19 protein-coding genes are annotated in these 22,430 nt (G+C 69.5%); 9 read left to right on the top strand and 10 right to left on the bottom strand.

Going from position 1 to position 22,430, the window contains the following annotated elements; translation table 11 throughout:
• The coding region (locus K8638_RS43355; RefSeq protein ID WP_223755081.1) for an ATP-binding protein at positions 1 to 254 on the top strand (254 nt) is incomplete at its 5' end.
• A 141-nt stretch (positions 255 to 395) separates the two neighbouring features.
• Here the strand turns inward: K8638_RS43355 and K8638_RS43350 are convergent.
• The 5 genes from K8638_RS43350 to K8638_RS43330 all read right to left on the bottom strand — a co-directional run bounded on the left by K8638_RS43350 (position 396) and on the right by K8638_RS43330 (position 6,363).
• A complete protein-coding gene (locus K8638_RS43350) occupies positions 396 to 1,049 on the bottom strand; it encodes a transposase family protein (protein ID WP_223760659.1) in 654 nt (217 codons plus the stop codon).
• A gap of 498 nt (positions 1,050 to 1,547) precedes the next feature.
• A complete protein-coding gene (istB, locus tag K8638_RS43345) occupies positions 1,548 to 2,372 on the bottom strand; it encodes an IS21-like element helper ATPase IstB (protein WP_223760658.1) in 825 nt (274 codons plus the stop codon).
• On the bottom strand, positions 2,369 to 3,934 hold the full coding sequence (istA, locus tag K8638_RS43340) for an IS21 family transposase (RefSeq protein ID WP_223760657.1): 1,566 nt from the start codon (positions 3,932 to 3,934) through the stop codon (positions 2,369 to 2,371). Before istA ends, istB begins: the two co-directional genes overlap by 4 nt.
• A gap of 948 nt (positions 3,935 to 4,882) precedes the next feature.
• A complete protein-coding gene (locus K8638_RS43335) occupies positions 4,883 to 5,854 on the bottom strand; it encodes a sigma 54-interacting transcriptional regulator (protein ID WP_223760656.1) in 972 nt (323 codons plus the stop codon).
• Between the two features lie 200 nt (positions 5,855 to 6,054).
• Positions 6,055 to 6,363 carry a hypothetical protein gene (locus tag K8638_RS43330; protein WP_223760655.1) on the bottom strand — a complete coding sequence of 103 codons (309 nt, stop codon included), beginning with the start codon at positions 6,361 to 6,363 and terminating at the stop codon, positions 6,055 to 6,057.
• A 254-nt stretch (positions 6,364 to 6,617) separates the two neighbouring features.
• On the opposite strand from K8638_RS43330, the gene K8638_RS43325 reads away from it, so the two are divergent.
• The 3 genes from K8638_RS43325 (at position 6,618) to K8638_RS43315 (ending at position 11,937) form a co-directional block, all read left to right on the top strand.
• Positions 6,618 to 7,169, top strand: coding sequence for an LOG family protein (locus K8638_RS43325; RefSeq protein ID WP_223760654.1), 552 nt, complete (start codon positions 6,618 to 6,620; stop codon positions 7,167 to 7,169).
• A gap of 89 nt (positions 7,170 to 7,258) precedes the next feature.
• On the top strand, positions 7,259 to 7,660 hold the full coding sequence (locus K8638_RS43320) for a hypothetical protein (protein ID WP_223760653.1): 402 nt from the start codon (positions 7,259 to 7,261) through the stop codon (positions 7,658 to 7,660).
• Positions 7,661 to 7,677: 17 nt separating this feature from the next.
• Positions 7,678 to 11,937: an AAA family ATPase gene (locus K8638_RS43315; protein WP_223760652.1), complete on the top strand. Its 4,260-nt coding sequence runs from the start codon at positions 7,678 to 7,680 to the stop codon at positions 11,935 to 11,937.
• Between the two features lie 26 nt (positions 11,938 to 11,963).
• Here the strand turns inward: K8638_RS43315 and K8638_RS43310 are convergent, their stop codons facing one another.
• Positions 11,964 to 13,379 carry a radical SAM protein gene (locus tag K8638_RS43310; protein ID WP_223760651.1) on the bottom strand — a complete coding sequence of 472 codons (1,416 nt, stop codon included), beginning with the start codon at positions 13,377 to 13,379 and terminating at the stop codon, positions 11,964 to 11,966.
• 155 nt (positions 13,380 to 13,534) lie between these two features.
• Here K8638_RS43310 and K8638_RS43305 point away from each other — a divergent pair, with 155 nt between their 5' ends.
• Genes K8638_RS43305 through K8638_RS43295 form a run of 3 tightly spaced genes read left to right on the top strand, consistent with a single transcriptional unit; the run spans position 13,535 to position 15,515 of the window.
• Complete coding sequence (locus K8638_RS43305) at positions 13,535 to 14,044, top strand: GNAT family N-acetyltransferase (RefSeq protein WP_223760650.1); 510 nt, start codon at positions 13,535 to 13,537, stop codon at positions 14,042 to 14,044.
• A 44-nt stretch (positions 14,045 to 14,088) separates the two neighbouring features.
• The gene (locus K8638_RS43300) at positions 14,089 to 14,757 is read left to right on the top strand and encodes a TetR/AcrR family transcriptional regulator (protein ID WP_223760649.1); all 669 of its coding nucleotides are present in this window, start codon (positions 14,089 to 14,091) and stop codon (positions 14,755 to 14,757) included.
• Complete coding sequence (locus K8638_RS43295; protein ID WP_223760648.1) at positions 14,754 to 15,515, top strand: SDR family NAD(P)-dependent oxidoreductase; 762 nt, start codon at positions 14,754 to 14,756, stop codon at positions 15,513 to 15,515. The genes K8638_RS43300 and K8638_RS43295 overlap by 4 nt, the downstream gene beginning before the upstream one ends.
• An 88-nt stretch (positions 15,516 to 15,603) precedes the next feature.
• On the opposite strand, the gene K8638_RS43290 is transcribed toward K8638_RS43295, so the two are convergent.
• Complete coding sequence (locus tag K8638_RS43290) at positions 15,604 to 16,608, bottom strand: endonuclease/exonuclease/phosphatase family protein (protein WP_223760647.1); 1,005 nt, start codon at positions 16,606 to 16,608, stop codon at positions 15,604 to 15,606.
• Between the two features lie 240 nt (positions 16,609 to 16,848).
• Between K8638_RS43290 and K8638_RS43285 the strand changes: the two genes are divergently transcribed.
• Both K8638_RS43285 and K8638_RS43280 read left to right on the top strand, forming a co-directional pair.
• Positions 16,849 to 17,004: a hypothetical protein gene (locus K8638_RS43285; RefSeq protein ID WP_223760646.1), complete on the top strand. Its 156-nt coding sequence runs from the start codon at positions 16,849 to 16,851 to the stop codon at positions 17,002 to 17,004.
• Between the two features lie 129 nt (positions 17,005 to 17,133).
• Positions 17,134 to 18,780, top strand: a complete 1,647-nt coding sequence (locus K8638_RS43280; protein WP_223760645.1) for a cyclic peptide export ABC transporter — start codon at positions 17,134 to 17,136, stop codon at positions 18,778 to 18,780.
• Positions 18,781 to 18,784: 4 nt separating this feature from the next.
• On the opposite strand, the gene K8638_RS43275 is transcribed toward K8638_RS43280, so the two are convergent.
• The 3 genes from K8638_RS43275 to K8638_RS43265 form a co-directional block, all read right to left on the bottom strand.
• The gene (locus tag K8638_RS43275; RefSeq protein WP_223760644.1) at positions 18,785 to 19,069 is read right to left on the bottom strand and encodes a hypothetical protein; all 285 of its coding nucleotides are present in this window, start codon (positions 19,067 to 19,069) and stop codon (positions 18,785 to 18,787) included.
• A 69-nt stretch (positions 19,070 to 19,138) separates the two neighbouring features.
• Positions 19,139 to 20,014, bottom strand: coding sequence for an alpha/beta fold hydrolase (locus K8638_RS43270; protein ID WP_223760643.1), 876 nt, complete (start codon positions 20,012 to 20,014; stop codon positions 19,139 to 19,141).
• Between the two features lie 93 nt (positions 20,015 to 20,107).
• Positions 20,108 to 22,417 (bottom strand): ATP-binding protein, encoded by a 2,310-nt coding sequence (locus K8638_RS43265; protein WP_223760642.1) that lies wholly within the window; start codon positions 22,415 to 22,417, stop codon positions 20,108 to 20,110.
• Between the last annotated feature and the right edge of the window lie 13 nt (positions 22,418 to 22,430).

Raw genomic sequence — 22,430 nt, 5'->3', positions numbered from 1 at the left:
CCAACGTGGACGTGCTCGTCATCGACGAGATGGGCTACCTCAACCTCAAGCCCGAGCAGACGAACATCTTCTTCAAGCTGATGGAGGAGCGCTACCGCAGGCGCCCGACTCTGCTGACCACCAATCTGGACTACTCCGAGTGGGCGGGCTTCCTGGGCAACAAGGCCCTCGTCGAGGCGCTGCTGAGCCGGCTGCGCCACCAGTGCCACACGGTCCGCATCGACGGCCCCTCCCTGCGCGACTCGACGGGCTGACAGCGTCCTCTCCCCCTTCGTTTCAACCTTGAGCCCTCGTCCGCCAGCACTGCGGCCGGGGGCTCCGTCTTTTCCTGAGTCTCCTGCGCCGTTCGAGGCCAAGGACTTGTTTCGGACTCCACGTTCCACGCCTGGTCCACTTCACGAGAGCAGAGGCGGACCGTTTCTGGAGAGCGCCGAAGTCACCACCCCGAAGTGCTCGCCATGCGCCTCTACCACTCGGGGCAGCAGCTGGCGGAAGGCCGGAGACTCCCCCTCCTTGGCGCCGATAAACTCCAAGTCCAGGCAGGGCGCCGCCAGCGCACTGGTGAGCACCGCCCGCAGCGCGCCCAGCCTCCAGAGTTCACGCCCCTCCTCGTCGTTGGCGACGGCCTCCAGCCCCTTCACCTCGCCCTGGCGCGTCGTCCACAGACTCTTGCCGTCCACGCTCACCACCCCCAGCGGAAAGGCCAGCCGAGGGGTGTTCGGGTCCTCCAGCACTTGCACCGTATGGGCCCTCAGCGTCTCGCGCAGGCCGTCCGGCTGCTGCTTCTCCAGCAGGCGCCAAAGCGTCGAGCCGTCCACGGACCGCGGAAGCTCCAACCGCTTGCGCGTCCGGGCTCCCACGTCCTCGGCCAGTTGCGCCGCCTGCTTCGTCCCCTTCTTGCCCACCGCGAAGGCCGCCACCACCAGTCCCAACAGGCCCAGGTGTTCATGGCGCGTGCCTCGCGGGTCTCTCGGGTCCGTCACCCGTTCATCCCACGGCAGGCGCGCCTGTCGCAGCAGGCGCCGCTGTTGTCCTCGAAGTCCACCCATGCTCGACTCCTTCGCGCCCCGAGCCGCTCTGGTCGCGGAGCGGGGCATAGGGGGGATGGGGCTCGCCGGCCCCATCCCTCCGCCTTTGGCCACGGGGCGAGTTTCGAGCACACCCCACCCGCCAGGGAAGCGATCATCCAAAGGACTCTTTGGGTGGTGTACGAACCCGGTCATGCCCTCGCGCGCCCAACCCCGCGACCTGACGGCCCGTCTTCAAGTCCGACCCGGCGAGAACGCATCAGGCCTGCCCATGCGGCTGGCTAGTGACAGTCCATCTGATCTCACGTGATGATGGCACCACGCGATTGCGGCAGATCACGAACGCCCCGAAGGATCTGAAGGGACTTGGTGTCACTAGCCAGCCGCATGGGGCCACCCGTAGCCAGGGTCATGGGGCCGGGTGGAAACGCGAGCGACCGGGCCCGTTCATGCCACCGACCCGGTCTCCGCGTCCACCCGGCGGCCTCCCCTCATTGAGGGGAGGCCGCCGCCCCCCCTTCACGCCACCGGAGGCCGCTTCCGGCGAGGGTGGGGGGGCTTGACGATGGGCGCCTGGGGCGGCGGGCCGGCTCGCTCCACGGTGGGCTTGAGGCGGGAGCGGTACGACTCGCCCTCGATGACCAGGTCGTAGGCGGCGTTCTGGAAACGGTCGATGGCGCTCTGGGCCAGCAGCGTGTCGTCGAAGGCCGCCAGCCACTCCGCGGTGTCGCGATTGCTGGTGACGACGGTGGAGGCGCGGGCCGTCCTCTCCACGAAGAGCTGGTAGATGTCGCGGCTCTCCTCGCGGCTCATCGGCTCGAGCGCGAAGTCGTCGAGGATGAGCAGGTCCACCGCGCACAGCTCCGCCATGAGGGCGTCGCGCGAGTTGTCCATGCGGCTCTGGCGCAGCTTGCGCAGCAGGGCGTCGGCGCGGGTGAAGCGCACCTGGAAGCCGCCCTTGCAGGCCAGGTGGCCCAGCGCGGTGGCCAGGAAGGTCTTGCCCACGCCGACCGGCCCGAGGATGACGACGTTGCGGGCCTCCTCGACGAAACGCAGGCTGCAGAGCTCCTGGAGCACGCGCTTGTCGAATCGCACCGAGGCGGCCTTGTCCCAGCGCTCCAGCTGCATGTCCGGCTGCAAGTCGGCCTGCTCGGCTCTGCGCGAGGCGGCGGTGCTCTTGCGGCGCTCAATCTCGTCGGTGAGCACCATGAGCAGCAGCTCCTCGAAGGGCGTGCCTTGCTTGTCGGCCAGCGCCATCCGCTCGGGCAGCGTGTCGATGAGCTGCCCCAGGCGCAGCTGCTTGAGCGCGGCCTTCAGCTCCGGGCTGAGGGTGCGCGGACTCACTCGGCACCTCCCTCATTGGCCGCGGCCCGGGTGGCGAAGTGACTGGCGTCTCGGGCGAAGCGTCCAGGCAGGGGCAGCACCTTGCCGGTGGCGCACGCCTCGTCCTCCACCTGACGGGCGGCCTTCAGCATGCGCTCGATGCGGGGCACGTCGAGCACGTCGAAGGCCAGGGCGCGAGCGCACAGGGCGTCCACGCGTGCTGGCGTGTAGCGCTCGCACAGCCGCAGCAGGCCGTACACCTGTCGCATGCGTGTCCAGGGCAGCGGGCCTGCCAGCAGCGCTTCTGCGTAGCGTCCCACGGACGGGCCGTGCCCGGTGGCCTGGGCCTTGAGGGCCTCCACGTCGCGCAGCGCGTACGCGGCCTTGGTGCGCGGGTAGTCATTGGCGTCGGTGGAGCGCTGGCCGGCCGCCACGCGCGGGTGGGACTTCACCAGCGTGGCCCCCGAATACAAGCGCACCGACTTCGAGTCGCTGCGCACGTCGAGGACGCGGCCGATGTACGCGGTGGGCACCGAGTAGAGCGCGCGCGCCACCTGGACGTGGTGGTCCGGATGTACCTTGGCCGTGCTCCAGGTGGGCACGTCGAAGCTGGTGGTGGGAGCCGGCTTCAGCATGGGCTTCTCCTCGGCCTCGAAGACGTCGCGCGGAATGAGCCGGGTGGTGCCGTGCACCCGCGCACCCGCCACGTCGTGGCACCAGGCCTGGGCGCTGCGGCGCGCGTCGTCGAGGGAATAGAAGCGCTCGCCCGCGCACCAGCGCTCTCGCACGTAGGGCACCGCATTCTCCACCTTGCCCTTGTCCTGGGGGCGGCGCACGCGGGCCGGGTCCACGAATAGGCCCCGCGCCTGCGCGTACTCCAGGAAGCTTCTCTGCAGCACCGGGGCCTGGGCGTTGGGCACCGTCACCATGCTGGAGGCGTTGTCCAGCACCAGCCGCAGCGGCACGCCGCCGAAGAAGCGCCAGGCGGCGTCCAGCCCCTCGCACACGTCGCGCACCGTCTGCGTCAGCGTCGGCCACACGTACAGGTACCGGCTGAAGCTCAGCGTGACGAGCAGCGCCCAGAGCTTCTTCTTCTGCCCCTTCTCGTCCTCCAGCCACCCGACATGGCCGAAGTCCACCTGCGCCTCCTCGCCCGGCGCCGAGTCCTGCACGCGCACGGTGACGCGCGGCCCGCCATGCCCCAGCTGCTTCTGCGCCCAGCGCCGAAGCGTGTTGTACGAGGCGTCCACGCCCTCCCTCACCAGCAACTCGTGGATGCGTACCAGCGTCAACTCCTGGGCCAGCCACGCCTCGATGCGCTCCTTGTGCGGCATCAGCTGCGCCCACGCCTCGGAGGGCTCCGGCTGCCGGCGGCCCTGGACCTGCCGGGCCACCCGCGCCACCACCTCGTCCGTCAGCTCCGTCTGCGGCCCCACCTCGCAAGCCCTGGCCGCCTCGAAGTAGCGGCCCGCCGTCTTGCGGTCCGCCACCTCCTCACGCGCCAGCTGGCGCGCGCTCTGCCCCGCCTGGTAGCGGCGCAGCACCTCGCGTACGTCTGTCATCGTCAGCTCCCGAAAACTCATGGGCTCCTCTCCGGGCAGCGCGACCCGCGCCACCTGCCCGGAAGGGCACCACGTCCTGGTTTCCGGTCGTCACGTCCGGGGCCAGCCCGCTCCCGGCTTGGGGGTGGCCCCATGAGCCTGGAGACGGCCTGGCCCCATGACCCTGGTTACGCCAGGGCCACCCACCCCGCGGGTGGCCCCATGTCCCTGGCTATGACCTGGCCCCATGTGGCTGGCGAAAGTGCCCGTCCCCTGGCCCCATGAGCCTGGAGACCGACACTTGGCTTGGTGGGCGAAAGCCATCGGCTCCCGGTACCAAATGGTACAGCGGCAAGAGCCGAGGCAGAGCGACTCATGCAAGCGGGCGATCTCGGCCCTCTTCGGCTTGAGGGACCCGACATCAACAGTTGTATAAGCGTAGGCTGTCAGATACTCCAAGCCGGCGGTGCTGAGGTTCCGAGGAACAGGTCGGAATGGCGAACGTTCGGCTACGGCTTGTTTCCGTCGGCCGGCAAGCCGAGGTGACCCATGATCGAATGCGGGATTCACGGCCTAGGGCCATCCACGCTCTGCTGCCTCCACGTATGGAGAGACTCGAAGGCGGGCATCGCGTGCGAGGTAGATTACGTTTTCGATGACTTCGGCGAGGGATACCTGTTCTGTTCGAGCTGCTTGGCGGCTGCTCGTCAGTACGCCAAGTCACATCGGGCCGAGCGCATCGGGACCTACCCGATTGACTACCGAGCGGCATGTCATGCTCACCTCCAAGAGTGGTGCGAGAAGATGAACCATGTGAAATTGGATGCGCTCGGCGACGAGGCGGAGAAGAGAACAGGCGGGCTGCCGGAGCGCTGACTGCTGAGCACCGTTCTGGGGACTTGGCCCTCGTCACTCCAAATGGGCGTACTCAGCCGCTGCGGTGGATGCGGCCTCAGGCCTCAGAAGAGTGCATTGAAAAAGGCCCGTCCCTCACCGCGACCGAGCCTTCAGCCCATGCCGCCGCATCAGCTCGAAGAACGCGCGCCGGTGTTTCCCACTGGCCCGGGCCGCGGCGGCGATGTTCCCCTCGTGCTCGACGAGCGACTCCTCCACCCACGCCTTCTCGAACGCCTCCACCACCCGCCGCTTCGCCGCCTGGAACGACTCCCGGGCCTGCCGCTGTGCCTCCACCCGCCCCCTGCCGCCCGGCAGCTCCGTCAGCAGCGGCAGGTGCTCCACCTCCACACGCGTCCCCGCGCGCGTGCACAGCAGGAACCGCGCGCAGTTCTCCACCTCGCGCACGTTCCCCGGCCACGAGTACGTGAGCAGCCGCTCCATCGCCTCGGGTGAGAAGGAGACGGGCGCCCGGCCGTACTCGGCGGCGTAGTGCTGGAGGAAGTGCTCCAGCAGCGGCTGGATGTCCTCCGGCCGCTCCCGCAGCGCGGGCACTTCAATCGGCAGCACGCGAAGGCGGAAGAACAGGTCGAACCGGAAGTTCCCCGCCTGTGTCTCCGCGAGCAGGTCCGCGTTGGTGGCGGCGACGATGCGCACGTCCGAGCGGTGCAGCCGGGAGTCCCCCAGGGGCCGGTACTCCTTCTCCTGGATGAGGCGCAGCAGCTTCACCTGGTTGGCCAGGGGCAGCGCGTCGATTTCATCCAGGAAGAGGGTGCCGTGCTCGGCCTCGGCCACCAGCCCCCGGTTGCGCGAGCGGGCACCGGTGAAGGCGCCGCCCACGTGGCCGAAGAGCTCGTTCTCGAAGAGCTCCGGAGGCAGGGCGCCGCAGTTGACGGGGATGAAGGGGTGGGGCGCGCGTGCGCTCTGCTCATGGATGAGCCGTGCGTACAGCTCCTTGCCGACCCCGCTCGGCCCCTGGATGAGGACCTCCGCGTCAGTGTTCGCGGCGGCGGCGACCAGTGCCAGCAACCGCGCATGGACCCGACTGCGTCCCAGGATGGTGATCATGTGCGAGCCCCCCCGCGACACGTCAACGCTATCGGTCCTTCCTGTGAACTCAAGAATTCAGCAGGTCCCGGAGCCCAGGTCAACAGCGTGACGCGGCTCGTCCTACCCACGAGATGGGGAACGTCCGGGAATCGTCCCCGTGCTCACGCAGCTTGAACGAGCGTCCCGGGATTTCTTCCCGCGCGGGAGGGCGGACGGACTCAGTCGTGGGTGCCGATGTGCTGGTCACCATGGGCCTCGCAGACCCAGTGGAAGGCGCAGGAGCACGCCACGGCCCGGGCTCGGGCGCAGCACCGGCCACCGAAGTGCTCGGGCAGCGCCACGGCCTCGTCATCGAGGGGAGGGTCCGGCAGCATCAGCGGGGCGGCACGGCCAGACATCGCGGGCTCGCTCCCGCAGCAGCCGCGCTCCATGCACCGCGGGCACAGGGACAGCTCGCAGTTGGCACACCAGTCGAAGATTTCCCCGGCGCTCCCCTGGCGCTCACATCCACCACAGCAGTCGAACATGGCCGGCCTCCTGGCTCATGGAGTCCAAGGTAGAGAGGGGGTCTGACAGGAGGGGGCTTGTCCGCGCGGGAGCGGCCCTGTCCTCCGGGCGTCATACAAGCGTCAAAGAGAGCTCTGTCCGGGGGTGGATCCTTCCATCGGTGAACGCCGGACGGCGTGACTGTGAGCCACTGAACCGGTTGCCGCGGGTGTGCGGGGCGCGCATGGAAGATGCTGGGGGCAGGGCCGGTCTAAGCGGCGGAGGAGCGGAGGCCATGCGAAGGGAACGGCGGATCATCGGCGTTTTCGGCTCAGGCAAGGAGGACCACTCGGAGTGGGTCGTCCCGCTGGTCCGGTGGATTGCCGAGGCGGGGTTCGACCTGCTCACCGGAGCGGGCAGCGGCGTCATGCGCGCGGCGGCGGACGCCTTCGTCCAGGTGGCGGGCCGGCGGGGCATCTCCATCGGCATCGTCCCGGGCACGGTGGAGAACGGCGAGTACCGGCCTCGCCCGGGTTACCCCAACCCCGGCGTGGAGCTGGCCATCTACACCCACCTGCCGCTCAGCGGTGAGCAGGGCACGGACGTGCTCAGCCGCAACCACATCAACGTCCTCACCCCGCACGCCCTCGTCGCCCTTCCGGGCGGGGCGGGCACGGCCGCCGAGGCCAGCCTGGCGCTCCGCTACGGCAAGCCCGTCATCCTCTACGGCCCCTCGGACGCCTTCCGCCGCTTCCACTCTGACCTGGAACGCACGGAATCCCTGGAACGGGTGGCCGAGTTCATCCGGGAGTCCGTCCGGGAGCCGGGCCGCCTGTCCGCCCACTAGGGTTTCCAAATCGTCTAGAATGGTACACAGGGGGGTAACGGCCGGAATCGCTCAAGAAACGGGCGCCCGGGCCGTCTCTCGTGCGCGCCATGATCAGTTCCCAACACCCACTCGCCAGCTGGTTCCTCGTCATCTCGGTGACCTTCTTCCTGCTGGTGTACGCGCTGCCGCTCTTCCTGATGCCGCTGCGGTGGTCTCGCTGGTTCGGCTGGAAGCCGCAGGAGGGGAACACGGACCTGACGGTGTACTTCGGCCGGTGCCTGGGCGCGGTGGCGCTGGCCATCATCTTCACGGTGGTGCGCTACATCCCGGACCCGGGGAGCCAGCCGGCGCTGTTCGACCTCATCGGGCTGGTGTGCCTGGGCATGGTGGCGGTGCACGTCTGGGGGTGGGTGAGAAAGGCCCAGCCGCTGGCGGAGACGGTGGAGATCATCTTCTACGCGGTGGTGGGCGTGGTGGCCGCGTACATCCGCTTCGGGATGCTCTCGTGAGGGAGTGAGGGAGCCCCATGCTGCCGGCGGACACCGACCCCATCCTCAACTCACTGGTGCCGTACATCCCCGGCGCCGTGCTCCGCCGGCTGGAGCACACGGAGGCGCACGCGCTGCCGCCGGTGGAGCCCGTGCGGGGCGCCGTCTTCCTGCTGGACATCGCGGGCTTCACGCCCATCGTCGTCAGCCTGAGCGGCGCGGGGCCCCGCGGCATCGACGCGCTCCAGCGCCTCCTGACGAGCTACTACACGGAGATGATCGACGTCGTGAAGGACCACGGCGGCGACATCTACCAGTTCGCCGGTGACTCCATCCTGGCCGCCTTCGAGCCCGCGCCGGGGGAGGACGACGCCCAGGTGGTGCAGCGGACGGCCCGGTGTGCGCTGGGCGTGCAGCGGCGGCTGTCCCGCTTCGCCCAGCTCGAGCTGCTGGGCCAGCGCTTCAGCGTCTCGTCGCGCATCGGCATCGGCTTCGGCGAGTCGCACCGCATCGTGCTGGGGGCGACGGGGATGTGGATGCAGCCGGCGCTCATCGGCCAGCCGCTGGAGCAGGCGGTGAAGGCGGAGAAGCGGGCCACGGTGGGCGAGGTGCTGCTGAGCGCCGAGGCCTGGGCGCTGCTGCCCGAGGGCACGCGCAGGGGGGAGGCGCGGGACGGGGCCTTCCGCCTGGAGCCGTCCGCGCCGCTCCAGGCGCGGCCGGCGCCGGCCTTCGCGCTGTCGCGGGGCGGCGACCTCGTCGGCCGCTGCGCGCTGCTGCTGCACCCGGTGCTCTTCACGAAGATCACCACCGCGCACCAGGAGTTCAGCGCCGGGGACTTCCGCGACCTCACCTGCTTCTTCCTGCGCTTCACCAGCACGAGCCGGCCGTCCCAGGCGGACGAGTTCACCCGCGAGCTGAACGCCTTCTACGAGTACGTCCAGCGGGAGAGCGCGCACCACGGCGGCGTGCTGTTGATGACGGACTTCACGGACAAGGGCAACGTCCTCTACGTCATCTTCGGCGCGCCCACGGCCTTGCAGAACAAGGAGGTGCTGGCCAGCCGGCTGGCCTGCAAGATTCTCCGCGAGCGGGAGAACTTCCCCTTCGTGCAGGAGCTGCAGATTGGCATCGCCACGGGGCATGCCTACTTCGGGGAGATGGGCTCGCCCTGGCGCAAGGGCTACTCGGCGCTGGGGGAAGTGGTGAACATGGCCGCCCGGCTGATGACGCACGGGCGGGGCACGGGCATCCACATCGACCAGAACACGGAGCGCAAGCTGCAGCAGAACGGCTTCGCCACCGGGTTCGTGGAGAACGCGAAGCTCAAGGGCGTGTCGCGCCCGGTGCCGGTGTACCGGCTCGAGGCGGAGGTGCGCCGCAGCCTGTTCCTCAAGGGCAAGGGCGACATCGTCGGCCGGCGCGGCGAGCTGGAGACGCTGCGCACCGCGGTGGAGGAGTCCATCGCCGGCAGTGGCCGCATCTGCGTGGTGTCCGGCGAGGCGGGCATCGGCAAGTCGCGGCTGGGCGCCAAGGTGGTGGAGGAGGCGGAAGCGCGCGGGGCGCGCAGCCTCTACGGCATCTGCTACTCGTACGAGATGTTCACGCCCTTCTTCCCGTGGAAGGAGGTGCTCATCCAGGTCTTCGGGCTGCATGAGGGGGACGACCTGGACACGCAGCTGGTGCAGCTGCGCGAGGGCTTCGAGGGGCTGGAGGACACGGGCCCGGAGTGGATTCCGGTGCTCGCGGGCATCCTCGGCCTGCCGGTGGAGGAGGAGCCCGTCACCCGCGAGCTCGATGTGCGCCGGAAGAACCAGAAGGTCTTCCAGATCATCCTCCAGCTCCTGGAGAAGCTGTCGCGGCAGACGCCGGTGCTGCTGTTCTTCGAGGACCTGCACTGGGCGGACAACATCTCCATCGACCTCATCGAGTACGTGGCGCCGCGGCTGGCCTCGCTGCGGGTGACGCTGCTGGTGACGATGCGGCCGGGAGAGCAGCTCAAGAGCCTCAAGGGGCTGCCCGGCCTGCACCGGATGGACCTGTCCAGCCTGGACGACGAGGACACGCGGGCGCTCCTGCGGCTGCACCTGCGCATGGAGCCGCCGGACACCGCGCTGGAGGACATGCTGCTGGCGAAGGTGCAGGGCAATCCGTTCTTCGCGGAGTCCATCGTCCAGGGGCTGGTGGAAGCGGGCTCGCTGGGGCCGGTGTCGCCGGGCTCCGAGCGGATGGAGCGCAAGCGGAGCTTCCAGGCGCTGGAGCTGCCGGACAGCATCCAGGACGTGGTGCTGGCGCGCATCGACCTGCTGAGCGAGACGGAGAAGCTGGTGGTGAAGGTGGCCTCGGTGATTGGCCGCATCTTCACGTTGGAGGCGGTGGCGGAGCTGGCGCCGGGTTCGATTCCGCGAGGGCGCATCCGCGAGGCCATCGACACGCTGACGAAGCTGGGGCTCATCCTGCTGGAGATGGAGGAGCCCTTCACGTGCATCTTCAAGCACATCGTCATCCGCGACGTGGCGTACAACACGCTGCTGGTGTCCGCGCGGGAGGACCTGCACCGCCGGATGACGCGCTACATCGAGGCGCGGGCGGGGGACAACCCGGTGAAGTCGGCGGGTATCCTCGCGTACCACGCGCTCGCCGGTAACGACGAGCTCAAGGGGCTGGAGTACACGCTGATGGCGGCGCGCAGCGCGCGCGAGCAGTACGCGAACGACGACGCCATCCACCACTACAACCGCGCCATGGAAATCCTGGGCGGCACGGTGGCGTTGGACCCGGACGAGGTGCTGCTCAAGACGCGCAAGGTGATGCAGGAGCTGGCGGAGACGCTGCTGCAGGCGGGCAACTACGCGGGCGCCATCCACATGTTCGAGCAGTGCCTCGCGGACGAGGAGCTGGAGCCGCGCAAGGCGGAGATCCACCTGGGGCTGGGGCGCGCGCACCAGGAGAAGGGCGAGTCGAAGCGGGCCATCTCGGAGCTGGAGACGGCGCTGGTGCTGATGGGGCGCACGATGCCGCGCAACATGGCGGCGCTGGCGGTGCGCACGGTGCTGGCGCTGGGGCTGCACCTGCTCTACGGGATGTTCCCCTGGCTGGTGCGGCCGCTGGGAGCGCGGCTGCCGCTGTACCTGAAGCAGCTCTCCACGCTCATCTCGCTCATCAAGATCTACTACTTCGCGGACATCGGGAAGCTGGCATGGGCGACGATGGTGGCCGCGACGATGGCGGAGCGCTCGCGCAGCGAGTACGGGATGAGCCTGGCGAGCAGCTACTACGGCTCGATGCTGTTCGGCTCGGGGTTCCTGAAGCGCTCGGGGAAGTGGTGCCACCGGGCGCTGGAGCACGCGAGGCGCTCGCGGGACGCGGCGGCGGAGGGAATTGCCCTGAGCCGGCTGGCGACGCTGAACATCTTCACCAACGAGCAGGCCCGGGCCACGCAGTACGGCGAGCAGGCGGTGGCGCTGCTGCGGCAGGTGGGGGACATGTGGGAGGTGCAGACGGGGCTGATGATGCTGGCGACGAGCCAGTTCCTGGCCTCGCGCTTCGAGGACGCGGAGCGGGCCTACCGGGAGATGGGGCGGGTGGGGGTGGAGCTGAACGCGCTGATGCACCAGGGCTGGTCGCACGCGTGGGTGCCCATGTGCCGCTATCTGCGAGGGGATGGGGACGTGGTGGAGCTGTGCGCGGAGCTGGAGGAGGGGCTGCGCATCAGCATCGACGTGCAGGACCTGGCGAACCAGTGCGCCAGCCTGAACCACCTGGTGAATGTGGCGGTGCGTGAGCACCAGGTGGAGGAGGCGGCGCTGATGGCGGTGCGGGCGGACGAGGCGCTCTGGCGCTACCACGTGCTGGTGCCCTTCCTGCAGATTGGCCTGGTGGACGCGGCGGAGGGGGCGCTCTTCGCGCTGGAGCAGGGGGCCGTCTCGGTGCCGAAGGAGCAGCTCTGGGCCATTGTCCGCCGCTGCGCGTTCAAGGCGAGGGCGCTGGGGAAGCTGTACCCGTATCTCCGGGGCCCGGCGCTGCGCGTGACGGCGAGGGCGCAGGCGCTGAGGAAGGGCGCGAAGGCGGCGGAGCCGCTGTTCGCACGGGCGCTGAAGGTGCTGGAGGCCTCGCCCAACCGCTGGGAGACGGGCGTGGCGTACCTGGACGCGGCCATGGCGCTGCCACACCGGCGCGCGGAGTTGCTGGGACGCGCGAGGGAGGTCTTCACCTCCATCGGCGCGAAGGCGGAATTGCGGCGCGTGGACCGGCTGGAGACGGAGGCCGCCACCGTTGCTCCGGTGGCGGCCATGGCCTGAAAGCCGTCAGCGGCGCTCCGTCCGGGCTACGTGAGCCGCTGCGGCTGGAGTCCCAGCGCCTGCATCTGCCGCGCGTCCCACTCCTCCAGTGAGTCCTGCCCGGCGATGTAGCGCCGCGCCTTGTTCTTCACCGGGTTGCGGATGCTGAGGATCTCCGGCCCGGAGAACAGAATCGTCTGCTTGTACCGGGGCATGTCGCTCATGGTGAGCTTGGACCAGTAGTGCCGCGCGATGTTGGGCAGGCTGCCCAGCTCGAGGCACAGCCGGTTGAAGTGCTCGATGACCTCGGACGGGTGCAGGTTCTTCGGCTGGTGGCAGAGGGTATAGCCGTCGTAGTCGCGGCTGACGGTGCCGGGCAGGAGGCGTCCCTCGGCCTGCAGCTCGCGGAAGAAGGGCGTCTCCGGGTACGGGCAGACGATGCCCAGGAAGGTGATGGAGAAGTACTTCAGGTCCGCGAGGTACGTGGGGAGCTTCTCCAGGTACTCGTTGGTGTCGCCGTCCGAGCCGACGATGAGGCCGAAGGACAGGAGGATGCCGGCGGAGAACACGCGGCGGATGACGGCGTCCACCTCGGCCAGCTTGTTCTGTCCCTTGTTCATGGCCTTGAGGGAGTCGGGGTTGAGGGACTCCAGGCCCGTGTACACGTAGCGGCACCCGGCCCTGGCCATCAGCTTCACCAGGGACTCGTCCTTGAGGACGTTGAAGGTGAGCGCGCAGCCCCAGGTCTTCTTCAGGGGGATGAGCGCCTCGCACAGCTCGCGCAGGTACTTGGGCGAGCCGCCCAGGTTGTTGTCGAGGAAGATGAACGCATCATCCATGAGCCCCATGAAGTTGGGGTTCCAGTGCATGCGCGTCTGGATTTCGTCGATGACCTGGGGAATGGGGCGGTAGCGGTAGCGCTCGTTGCCGGTGAGGACACAGAAGTTGCAGGAGAAGGGGCAGCCGCGGGAGGCCTCGATGCCGGGCAGGCGCAGCTTGTTGTGGGTGAAGTCGATGAGCTCGTAGCGGTAGGGCCGGATGGCCGCGGGGCCGAGCGAGGGCCGGCTGTAGACCTGCTGGAGCTGCCCCTTCTCGAAGTCCTCGATGAGGGCGGGGACGTTGGCCTCGGGCTCGCCGGTGATGACGGCGTCGAAGTGCTCCTTCGCGTCATCGGGGAAGTAGCTGGCGTGGCGGCCGCCGGCGACCGTCTTCATGCCTCGCTGGCGGAAGAGGGTGGAGAGCACCTTGGTGTGCTCGTAGTAGGAGTGCAGGTACGAGAAGAAGACGAGGTCCCAGTGGCGGTCCAGGGGGATGTCGACTTCCTTCTCGTTGAAGATCTCCACCTCCGCGTGGTCCGGGCAGAGGCCGGCGATGAGCTCCGGCACGGAGGACTGCATGATGGAGGGCTCTTTGATTCGAAGCCGGGTGGGGTGCGTATAGGTGGCGATGACGGCGATCCGCATGCGGGTCGTGGCTCCGGGATGAGACGTCACGGTGGTGGCGCGAACGCGGAGGAACTCCTCGACGGTACGCTCCCCCTCTCCGCCCGACCGTGGCGCCAGAATCCCCCGCATGCCGCCGCTTGGCAAAATGACAGCCGCGTGGGATGCGAAGGCGCATGTCCCCAGAGAAGACTCCCCAGGTTCTGTCCTTCCGGGTGCGTCCCGCCACCGAGGCGGATGCGCCCGTGCTCCTGGCGCTGCTGCGTGAGTTCGCGGCGCACGAGGAGAGCGCCCATCTCATGCTGGCCACCGAGCCCCGGCTGCGGGAGGCGCTCGGCGCGACACCGCCGCTGCTCCGGGCGGCGCTGGTGGAGGGGCCGGAAGGGGCGGTGGGGTTCGCGACGTACACGGTGGACTTCATGCCCTGGGCGAACTCCCGGGTCCTCCGGCTGGACGACCTGTACGTGCGGGAGAGCGTGCGCGGGGCGGGGCTGGGGCGGGCGCTGATGCGGCACCTGGCGGAGGTGGGCACGGCGGAGGGAATGCCCGTGCGCTGGGAGATGCGGCCGGACAACGCCTCCGCCCGCGCCTTCTACGAGCGGATTGGCGCCACCTCCCGCGAGAAGACGGTGTTCCGCTGGATGCCGGACGCGATGCGCCGGTTCCTGGAGGAGACGGGGCCGTAAACCCTTGCCAATGCGACCGGCCGGTCATATGACTGGCCGGTCGCATGCCAACGAGCACCTTCTTCCGCCTGCCGGATGAGCGGCGTGAGCGCCTCGTGAACGAGGCCATCATCGAGTTCTCCGACCGGAGCTACACGGAGGCGTCGCTGTCCCAAATCGCGCGCCGCGCGAGCATCCCCAAGGGCAGCGTCTACCAGTACTTCGAGGACAAGCTGGACCTGTACCGGTGGCTGCTCACCGAGGAGGCCCCGCGGCGCAAGCGCGAGTTCATCGGCGCCGCCACCCAGGACGGCGACTTCTGGGCGCGCCTGGAGACCTTCATCGAGCGGGGCATGGCGTTCCTCGTCGAGCACCCGCGCCTCGCCCGGCTCTCCGCGGCGGCCGCCGCGCCCACCGCCGTGGTGGAGGTTCGCGGCCTCTACAAGGCCATCTGCGAGGCCGGCATCGCGGAGCTCCGCGCTGTCCTCGCCGAGGGCGCCGCGAGCGGAGCCCTGAAGACCTCCGACCTGGACGTGGCCACCCGCTTCGTCGCCACCCTCATCGGCCCCGGGCTGACGGACGTCATCCTCCAGGAGCTCGGCGCCGAGCTCCACGAGGTCCTCGCCTCGGACAACCTCCGGAAGCGGCTCAACTCCAGGCGCCGCCGGGCCCTCGCCCAGCAGACGGTCCTCTTCATCCGCGACGGCCTGGGCGCGGAAGGGAAACGCAAATGATTGCCTACGACTTCTCGAACAAGGTGGCGCTCGTCATTGGAGGCACGTCCGGCATCGGGCTCGCAACGGCACGCCTCTTCGCCCGCGCGGGGGCAGGAGTCGTCCTCGCGGCCCGGGGCGAGGCCGCCGGTCAGGCCGCCCGCGCCGCGCTGGAGGCCGAGGGTGCGAAGGTCCTCTTCGTCCCCACCGACGTGGGAGACGAGGCCTCCGTGAAGCACGCCGTGGAGGCCACCGTGCAGCACTTCGGCCGGCTCGACTTCGCGGTGAACAGCGCGGGCATGGGCGACATGGCTCCGCTGGAGAAGACGAACCAGGACGTCTGGGACCGCGTCATGGCCATCAACGCCCGGGGCGTCTGGCTGGCGATGCGCTACCAGATTCCGGCGATGCTCGCGTCGGGTGGCGGCGCCATCGTCAACATCAGCTCCATCTTCGGACAGGCCGGGAAGGCGGAGAACCACGCGTACGTCGCCTCGAAGCACGCGGTGGTGGGCCTCACGCGCTCGGTGGCGCTCGAGTACGCCACGCGCGGAATCCGGGTGAATGCCCTCTGCGCGGGCGTCACCCGGACGCCCAGCATGCGGCAGGCGGAGGCGTACGTCCCCGACATCGTCCAGGCGCTCGTCGCGGAGCACCCGATGCAGCGGATGGCCACCGAGGAGGAGGTCGCCGGCGCCGCGGTCTGGCTGTGCTCCGACGGCGCCGGCTACGTCACCGGCGTTCCGCTGCCGGTCGATGGAGGCTTCCTCGCCGCGTAGGAAGCCGCCCCGTCAGCGCCACAGTCGCCTCGTGAAGGCGGGCCGTCGCTTGAGGAACGTCACACCGCCACGGCCTGGCGGTGCCGCCTCAGCGGGCCGGCAGGAAGTCCGCGGACACGGCGGCGTGGTCGGAGCCGCCGTAGCCGCCTCGCGACTCGCGCACGGCCTTGAACGAGCCGGGCACGTATGAGCCTCCGCCCCGGGCGAGGTGCAGGTGGTCGATGGCCTGGCGGTCTCCGAAGTAGGAGTACGTCCACGTCTCGCTGGCCGGGCGGTCGCTGGAGACGCGGAGCAGCACCCCATCCCGCTCCAGGGCATCGAGCGGGGCGGAGCCGGGCACGTCGTTGAGGTCCCCGCCGAGCACCACGAGCGCGCCGGGAGACTCTCGAGCAGCGGTGGCGACGATGTCGCGGGCCGCGTCCGCCTCGGCGTAGCGGCGGCCCGGGTCGTCGTCCACCTTGGAGCGGAAGTGCGCGGAGAAGACGACCGTCTTGCCGCCCGGCGTGTCCAGGTGGACCTCCAGCAGCTCGCGGGAGAAGCGCGTCGTGGTGCCGTCCGGCCGGGTGAGGACCCGGTCCCTGTGGCCACGGAAGGTGGTGATGGAGTGGGCGGAGAGGACCGCCACGTCCACGGACGCCGCGGAGCCCGTCTCGCCCAGCACCGAGCGGCGGGTCCCCGCGTCGTCGCGGAACCGTGGCAGCCGGGCCGTGAGCGCGTCCAGTGAGGCCTGGGTCTCGAGCTCCGCCAGCAGCACCACGTCCGCGTCGAGCGCGTCGATGGCCCCGGCCAGCTGGTCGGCCTGTGCGGCGAAGGCCTCGGGTGAGGGCAGGGCCTCGTAGGCGCTCCCGCCACACTGGCCGGAGTGGCACACGGTGTCGAAGAAGCGGTGCACGTTGAAGGCGGCGATGCGGAGGCTGCCCTCGGGGCGGCCCGTGGGGACCTCGGGCGTCTCGCAGTCGCCGGTGGGGCAGGTGTCCTCCGGGCCGGAGTCCGTTACCCGGCCCTGGCAGCCGAGCAGGGAGAGGACGAGGCCGAGCAGCGTGGCTCCCCGGCGGAGGTTGGGACGGAGCTCGCTGGAGTGGGGGAGGACCATGGAGGGGGCGAGCGTAGCACCGGGGCGGGAGGGACCGATGGCCGTGTGGAGGCGTCAGGTTCAATGAATGGCGGCAGCCCTGACGCGCGTTGCGTCCGGGGAGGCATTGCGGCATGAAAGTCCGTGGGCGGCACGACGGTCGCCCGCACGGTGGGCCTCCGGCCGTGGTGCGTGGGGTGGGTGGGTGCAGGGCCTCCATGAGGGACGGCGCGGGTCGCCGAGACAAGGACGTGAGTGGACATGCTGGTGGAGATTCTCATTGGTGCCCTGGTGATGGCGGCTGTCACGCTGATCTTCACGGGACCAGGCATGTGGAGCTCCTCGTGGTATTTCCGCAAGCAGGAGAAGGCGAGGAAACAGGCGCAAGGCTCCAAGGGCGAGACGAAGCAGCCCTGACGTATTCGCGGGCCTCCAGGCCTGTGTGGGGAAGGCAGGGGCTGTGGCCCGTCGGCTGCTCGCCCGATATGGTGGCGCTCGATTGCTTCTTTGCCCGGGCGCTGGTCCCGGTCTCCCGTGGCCCCCCGGATGAACGTCTTCTCCCTGCTTCTCCGAGCATCCCGCGGGAACTTCGCGCTGGCCGTCGTCCTCGGGTTCATCTCTGGGGCGAGCAGCGCGCAGCTCATCGCACTCATCAATGACGCACTCGCCCACGAGGGCCCGCTGGAGCGCTGGCAGGTGCTCACGTTCGTGGGAGTGGTGCTGCTGGCGCTGGTGTCGCGATGCGCCTCGCAGATGCTGCTCACCCGGCTGAACGTCGGCACGCTGTACGAGCTCCGCATGCGGCTCAGCCGGAGGATTCTCTCCGCGCCGCTGCGCAGCCTGGAGCAGGTGGGCGGCGCGCGGGTGCTGGCGGCGCTCCAGGAGGACGCCATCGCCGTCAACCAGGGCCTGGCGCACCTGCCCACCGTGGTCATCAGCGCGGCGACGATTCTGGGCTGCCTGCTGTACCTGGCGTGGCTGTCGGCGTGGGTCTTCGGGGCGATGATGGGAGTCGTGGTGCTGGGGCTCTCCTTCTATGCGCTGCTCCAGCGCCGCTCGCGGGCGTTCCTGGCGCGGGCGCGGGCGCAGGTGGACGCGCTGTTCCAGCACCTGGACTCACTCACCCGGGGCATCAAGGAGCTGAAGCTCCACCGCCGCCGGCGCGGGGCCTTCCTCGACGAGCAGCTCGAGCCCACGGCGAGCGCCATCCGGGGGCTGTTCACCCGCAGCGCGGACCTGGGGATGCTCGGCCAGGCCTGGGCGTTCCTGCTGAACTTCGCGGTCATCGGGCTGATGCTGTTCGCCTTCCCCGCCTTTGGCGTCGTGGATCGCCACACGCTGGTCGGCTACACGCTGGTGGTGCTGTACCTGCTGGCGCCGCTGGACACGTTGCTGAACCTGCTGCACCACCTGGTGCGCGCGGGGGTGGCGGCGCGGCATATGGAGCAACTGGGGCTGTCGCTCACGGAGCACGGCGCGGAGGAGGACACCGCCGAGGTGCCCGAGCCGCGCGCCTTCCAGAAGCTGGAGCTGGTGGGCGTCACACACGCGTACCACCGCGAGAACGAGGACAGCCTGTTCACCCTCGGGCCCATCGACCTGACGCTGGTGCCGGGAGAGTGTGTCTTCCTGGTGGGGGGCAACGGCAGCGGGAAGACGACGCTGGCGAAGCTGCTCACGGGCCTGTACCGGCCGGAGTCCGGAGCACTGCGCCTGGACGGACAGGTCATCACCGAAGCGGACCGGGACAGGTACCGGGAGCACTTCTCTGCGGTGTTCTCGGACTTCTATCTCTTCGAGCACCTGCTCGGGCTGGCCTCGCCCCGGCTCTCCGAGCGGGCGGAGGTGCTGCTGCGCCGGCTGCAGCTGGAGCGCAAGGTGCGGATTGAAGGCGGGAAGCTGTCCACCACGGCGCTGTCCACGGGGCAGCGCAAGCGGCTGGCGTTGCTCACCGCGTACCTGGAGGACCGGCCCATCTACGTCTTCGACGAGTGGGCGGCGGACCAGGACCCGGTCTTCAAGGATGTCTTCTACCGGGAGCTGCTCCCCGAATTGAAGGCGGCGGGCAAGGCGCTGGTGGTCATCTCCCATGATGACCGGTACTTCTCGCTGGCGGACCGGGTGGTGCGGCTGGAGTCCGGCCGGGTGGTGGAGCCGGCCGGGACGCCGGGAGCGATGCAGCGGGTGTCGTGAGCGGCTACTGGCAGATGCCGGGACAGTCGGCGCCGCCGGCGTCCGGGTCGCAGGAATCGGTGGGGTCATCCACGCACGTCACGTCCTCGCCACCCATCACGCAGCCGCCCAGGAAGCCGCCACAGCACTCGACGTAGCCTTGGGGCACGTCGCACGGCGTCGGGAAGCTCTGGCACCCGCCCGTGGCCGACCGGGCGAAGACCACCACCTGCGCGCAGTCCACGCCCTCGTCGTCATCCGAGCACGACGCCAGCAACAGCGCCGCCAACCCCAGCAGACCCGTTCTCATGAGCTTGTTCATGCGCGGTATCAATATCAGCTCCATCAGGTCTGAGCGCCCGCGTACGGTCTCGAGCGCCTACCGCTGGATGAAGGCCAGCAGGTCTCGGTTGATGACGTCCTTGTTGACCGAGCACATGCCGTGGCTGAAGCCCGGATAGACCTTCAGCTCCGCGCCCCTGGCCAGCGTGACGGTGAGCTTCGCGGACCCGTCGAGCGGCACGATCTGGTCGTCATCTCCGTGCATCACCAGGGTGGGCACGTCGAACCTGGCGAGGTCGGCGCGGAAGTCGGTCTCCGAGAAGGCCTTGATGCAGTCGAGCTCGGCTTTCAGGCCACCCATCATGCCCTGCATCCAGAAGCCCTCGCGCAGGCCCTCCGAGACCTTCGCGCCCGGCCGGTTGAAGCCGTAGAACGCCATGCTCAGTTCCCTGAAGAAGGTCGAGCGGTCGCCGCGCACGCCGGCGCGGATGCCGTCGAAGACGTCGAGGGGCAGGCCGTTCGGGTGCCAGTCCGTCTTGAGCATGATGGGGGGCACGGCACCAATGAGCACGGCCTTGGCGACGCGCGAGGTGCCATGGCGGCCGATGTAGCGGGTGACCTCGCCGCCGCCCGTGGAGTGGCCGATATGGACGGCCTTCCCGAGGTCGAGCGCGGCGGTCAGCTCGGCGAGGTCATCCGCATAGGTGTCCATGTCGTGGCCGGCCCACGGCTGCGACGAGCGGCCGTGGCCACGGCGGTCGTGGGCGATGGTGCGGTAGCCCTGCTCCGACAGGAACAGCATCTGGTCTTCCCAGGCGTCCGAGCTGAGCGGCCAGCCGTGTGAGAAGACAATGGGCTTGCCATCCTTCGGGCCCCAGTCCTTGAAGTAGAGCTGGGTGCCGTCACGGGTGGTGAGATAGCTGCCGGCGATCTTTCCAGTCTGGGCGGTGGTGGGACGGGTCGGGGTGTCCATGCGCGCTTCCTTTCGGCGAGGGGGAAGGGAACCGCCGCGAGCATGGACCCCGGGACTTCAACGCGCCATCGTACTGGGGTCAGGTCCGCGCCCCTATTCCACGAGCAGCCGCTTCACGGGCGCGGGGTCCACCGCCACCATCAGCGGGCGGGTGAAGCTGCTGAACGAGACCAGCGCCTGTCCCGGCGCGAGCCGCGGCACCCGGTTCCAGAGACTCTCGTCGATGCTGCCCACCGTGCGCTGCATGCGGGAGATGACGGTGCTGTCGGTGATTTTGTGAATGATGAAGTTGTTGAGCAGCCCGAGCACCTCGTTGGGGAGATGCTGTGGCAGCTGCGTCACGAAGACGAGCCCGAGCCAGCGCTTGCGGCCGCGCTTGGCGATGCGCGCCACCTGCTCGAACAGGACCGGCATCTGGGAGATGCGGCTGGCCGACAGGAACTCGTGCGCCTCCTCGATGATGATGAGGACGGGGGTGACGGACTGGTCCTGGTCGTTCGCCTTCGCGTAGAGCTTCTCCTGGGTCTCCTGGAGCCCCCGCAGGATGTCGGCGATGACGAGGTTGTTGAGCTGGGGTGAATCCGTATCCGACAGGTCGATGACGGAGACCCGGCCGGGCTGGAGCATCGAGTCGTAGGCCACCCCGGGCGCCGTGCCCATGTCGAAGATGTTGAGGCGCCGGAGCCGGTGGAGCTTGCTGGACAGCGCCTTCCAGCTGATCTCGTTCTTGCTGCTCTGGGCCATCACCCGGTTCATGACCAGCCCCGGGTTGCTCTTGAACTCGCTGTGCAGCGTGGGCCCCGAGGGGGCCGGCGCGGCCTCTTCCTGCGCCTCCTCGGCCTCGAGCCCATCCAGGAGCGCGCTCGAGCCCTTCTTCTTCGATGAGGCCCGGGGCCTGCTCTTCGCCTCGGCCCGTCCCTCGTCGCTGAGGCTGTAGATGTACGCGCTCACGACGTCCAGCACGTGCTGGATGGTCATGTGGGGATAGCCCGTGGAGAGCTCGTCCACGTCCAGGGCGCGCTGACGGTCGTCCTCGCTCTGCGGGAAGATCTTGAAGTCCTCCAGCAGCAGCTTCGTGACGTCATAGGCCTTGAGGAAGCGCTCCTGCTGCGCATCCGACATGTCCAGAATCTCCGCGAGCGCGTAGGGCGAGAGGCGCGAGAAGTTCAGCGAGAACGGGTGCAGGTGCCGGTGGCGGGGGCGGCGGCTCGCGCGGCCGGTCAGGTGATGGATGTGCAGGTCCTTGACGCCCTCCGGCCGCTGGCCGCGCCGCTTGAGCGCCTCGAGCATGGCTGCCTGGTCCGTGGGCTGGTCCACGTGGGTGTACTCGCCTTCCACGTCGAAGACGATGGTCGCGATGCCCGCCGACTGGGCGCGGTGGATGAGCGTGGCGACGGTGGTGGACTTGCCGCCCCCCGTGGTTCCGATGATGCCGGTGTGGCGGGGCAGGATGGCCTTGTCCCTGGCATTGAGGCGGGCCTCCATGCGCTCGTAGCCCACGACGACGCCGAGGCTCAGGTCCCCTCCCACTCCGAGCACGCGCTCGCTCTCCGCGTCGTCGAGGATGAAGACGGGGCTCTGCGGCCGGGGCCGGAAGCGGGGAGGCTTCAAGGTTCCCTCGACCTCCTCGCCGAGCAGCTCCACCTCCGCGCGGCCGTGGTAGTCGAACGTGTAGGTGAGCTTCTTTCCCTGCGTCACCACGCCGATGGCCATCGTGGAGTTGGCGGGAACCGCGTTGGGCTCCGCGAAGGGGCCCCGGACGACCACGCCGAGGTACGCGCGCCCGTCCTCCCGAGACTTCACGCGCACCAGCGTCTGCGAGGCGAGCAGGTGGAGGTCATCCCGGGTCAGCAGGACGGTGATGAGGTTGTCCTGGCTCGACGGGGTGTCGAAGTGCGTGAAGCCCGCGGCCTTCGCCAGCTCCGGGTCGAGCTGTGCCGCCGTCTTCGCCTCGTTCCTCAATTCGTCGAGCGCGGCCCGGGCCTCGGGCGGCACCGGGCGGACGATGTCATTGCGCGCGCTCCGGGCCTCCACGGCCTGGGGCCCCGGAGGCGGACGCGGCGGCTCACTGGCGCTCGCCGGCGAAGGGGGCCTACCGGGAGGACCTCCCGCGCCCGGTGGCTGCGAGGACCTGGCCGGAGGGCCTCCATTGCCCGGAGGTGGCGTGGGCCTCGCGCCCGCGGGAGGCGCCGGGCGCATCACGTTGTTCGGGGGGGCCACGGGGCCCGGCGGCCGAGGCGCGGCGCCCGGCGTGGCGGGCGGGGAGCGCGGGGGCTCTCCGCGAGGTCCGCCCACGACGTGGAGCGGCGGCCCCTTGCCATTCAGCACATGCGCCGGACGGCCCGGCTCGCCTTCGGAAACACCCGCACCTGGAGGCCTCGGTCCCTTGCCATCATCGAACATCCTTCACCCTCCC

The organism is Myxococcus sp. RHSTA-1-4, from assembly GCF_020037125.1.
Classification (GTDB): Bacteria; Myxococcota; Myxococcia; order Myxococcales; family Myxococcaceae; genus Myxococcus.
The sequence above is the reverse complement of the archived record's forward strand: the minus strand, read 5'-3'. Positions and strand labels throughout refer to the sequence as shown.

What these genes read in the sequence shown, in the direction of transcription:
- K8638_RS43350 (WP_223760659.1), bottom strand. Translation starts at nt 1,049, where the DNA reads ATGGGTGGACTTCGAGGACAACAGCGGCGCCTGCTGCGACAGGCGCGC.
- istA (WP_223760657.1), bottom strand. Translation starts at nt 3,934, where the DNA reads ATGAGTTTTCGGGAGCTGACGATGACAGACGTACGCGAGGTGCTGCGC.
- K8638_RS43335 (WP_223760656.1), bottom strand. Translation starts at nt 5,854, where the DNA reads ATGATCACCATCCTGGGACGCAGTCGGGTCCATGCGCGGTTGCTGGCA.
- K8638_RS43330 (WP_223760655.1), bottom strand. Translation starts at nt 6,363, where the DNA reads ATGTTCGACTGCTGTGGTGGATGTGAGCGCCAGGGGAGCGCCGGGGAA.
- K8638_RS43325 (WP_223760654.1), top strand. Translation starts at nt 6,618, where the DNA reads ATGCGAAGGGAACGGCGGATCATCGGCGTTTTCGGCTCAGGCAAGGAG.
- K8638_RS43320 (WP_223760653.1), top strand. Translation starts at nt 7,259, where the DNA reads ATGATCAGTTCCCAACACCCACTCGCCAGCTGGTTCCTCGTCATCTCG.
- K8638_RS43315 (WP_223760652.1), top strand. Translation starts at nt 7,678, where the DNA reads ATGCTGCCGGCGGACACCGACCCCATCCTCAACTCACTGGTGCCGTAC.
- K8638_RS43310 (WP_223760651.1), bottom strand. Translation starts at nt 13,379, where the DNA reads ATGCGGATCGCCGTCATCGCCACCTATACGCACCCCACCCGGCTTCGA.
- K8638_RS43305 (WP_223760650.1), top strand. Translation starts at nt 13,535, where the DNA reads ATGTCCCCAGAGAAGACTCCCCAGGTTCTGTCCTTCCGGGTGCGTCCC.
- K8638_RS43300 (WP_223760649.1), top strand. Translation starts at nt 14,089, where the DNA reads ATGCCAACGAGCACCTTCTTCCGCCTGCCGGATGAGCGGCGTGAGCGC.
- K8638_RS43295 (WP_223760648.1), top strand. Translation starts at nt 14,754, where the DNA reads ATGATTGCCTACGACTTCTCGAACAAGGTGGCGCTCGTCATTGGAGGC.
- K8638_RS43290 (WP_223760647.1), bottom strand. Translation starts at nt 16,608, where the DNA reads ATGGTCCTCCCCCACTCCAGCGAGCTCCGTCCCAACCTCCGCCGGGGA.
- K8638_RS43285 (WP_223760646.1), top strand. Translation starts at nt 16,849, where the DNA reads ATGCTGGTGGAGATTCTCATTGGTGCCCTGGTGATGGCGGCTGTCACG.
- K8638_RS43280 (WP_223760645.1), top strand. Translation starts at nt 17,134, where the DNA reads ATGAACGTCTTCTCCCTGCTTCTCCGAGCATCCCGCGGGAACTTCGCG.
- K8638_RS43275 (WP_223760644.1), bottom strand. Translation starts at nt 19,069, where the DNA reads ATGAGAACGGGTCTGCTGGGGTTGGCGGCGCTGTTGCTGGCGTCGTGC.
- K8638_RS43270 (WP_223760643.1), bottom strand. Translation starts at nt 20,014, where the DNA reads ATGGACACCCCGACCCGTCCCACCACCGCCCAGACTGGAAAGATCGCC.
- K8638_RS43265 (WP_223760642.1), bottom strand. Translation starts at nt 22,417, where the DNA reads ATGTTCGATGATGGCAAGGGACCGAGGCCTCCAGGTGCGGGTGTTTCC.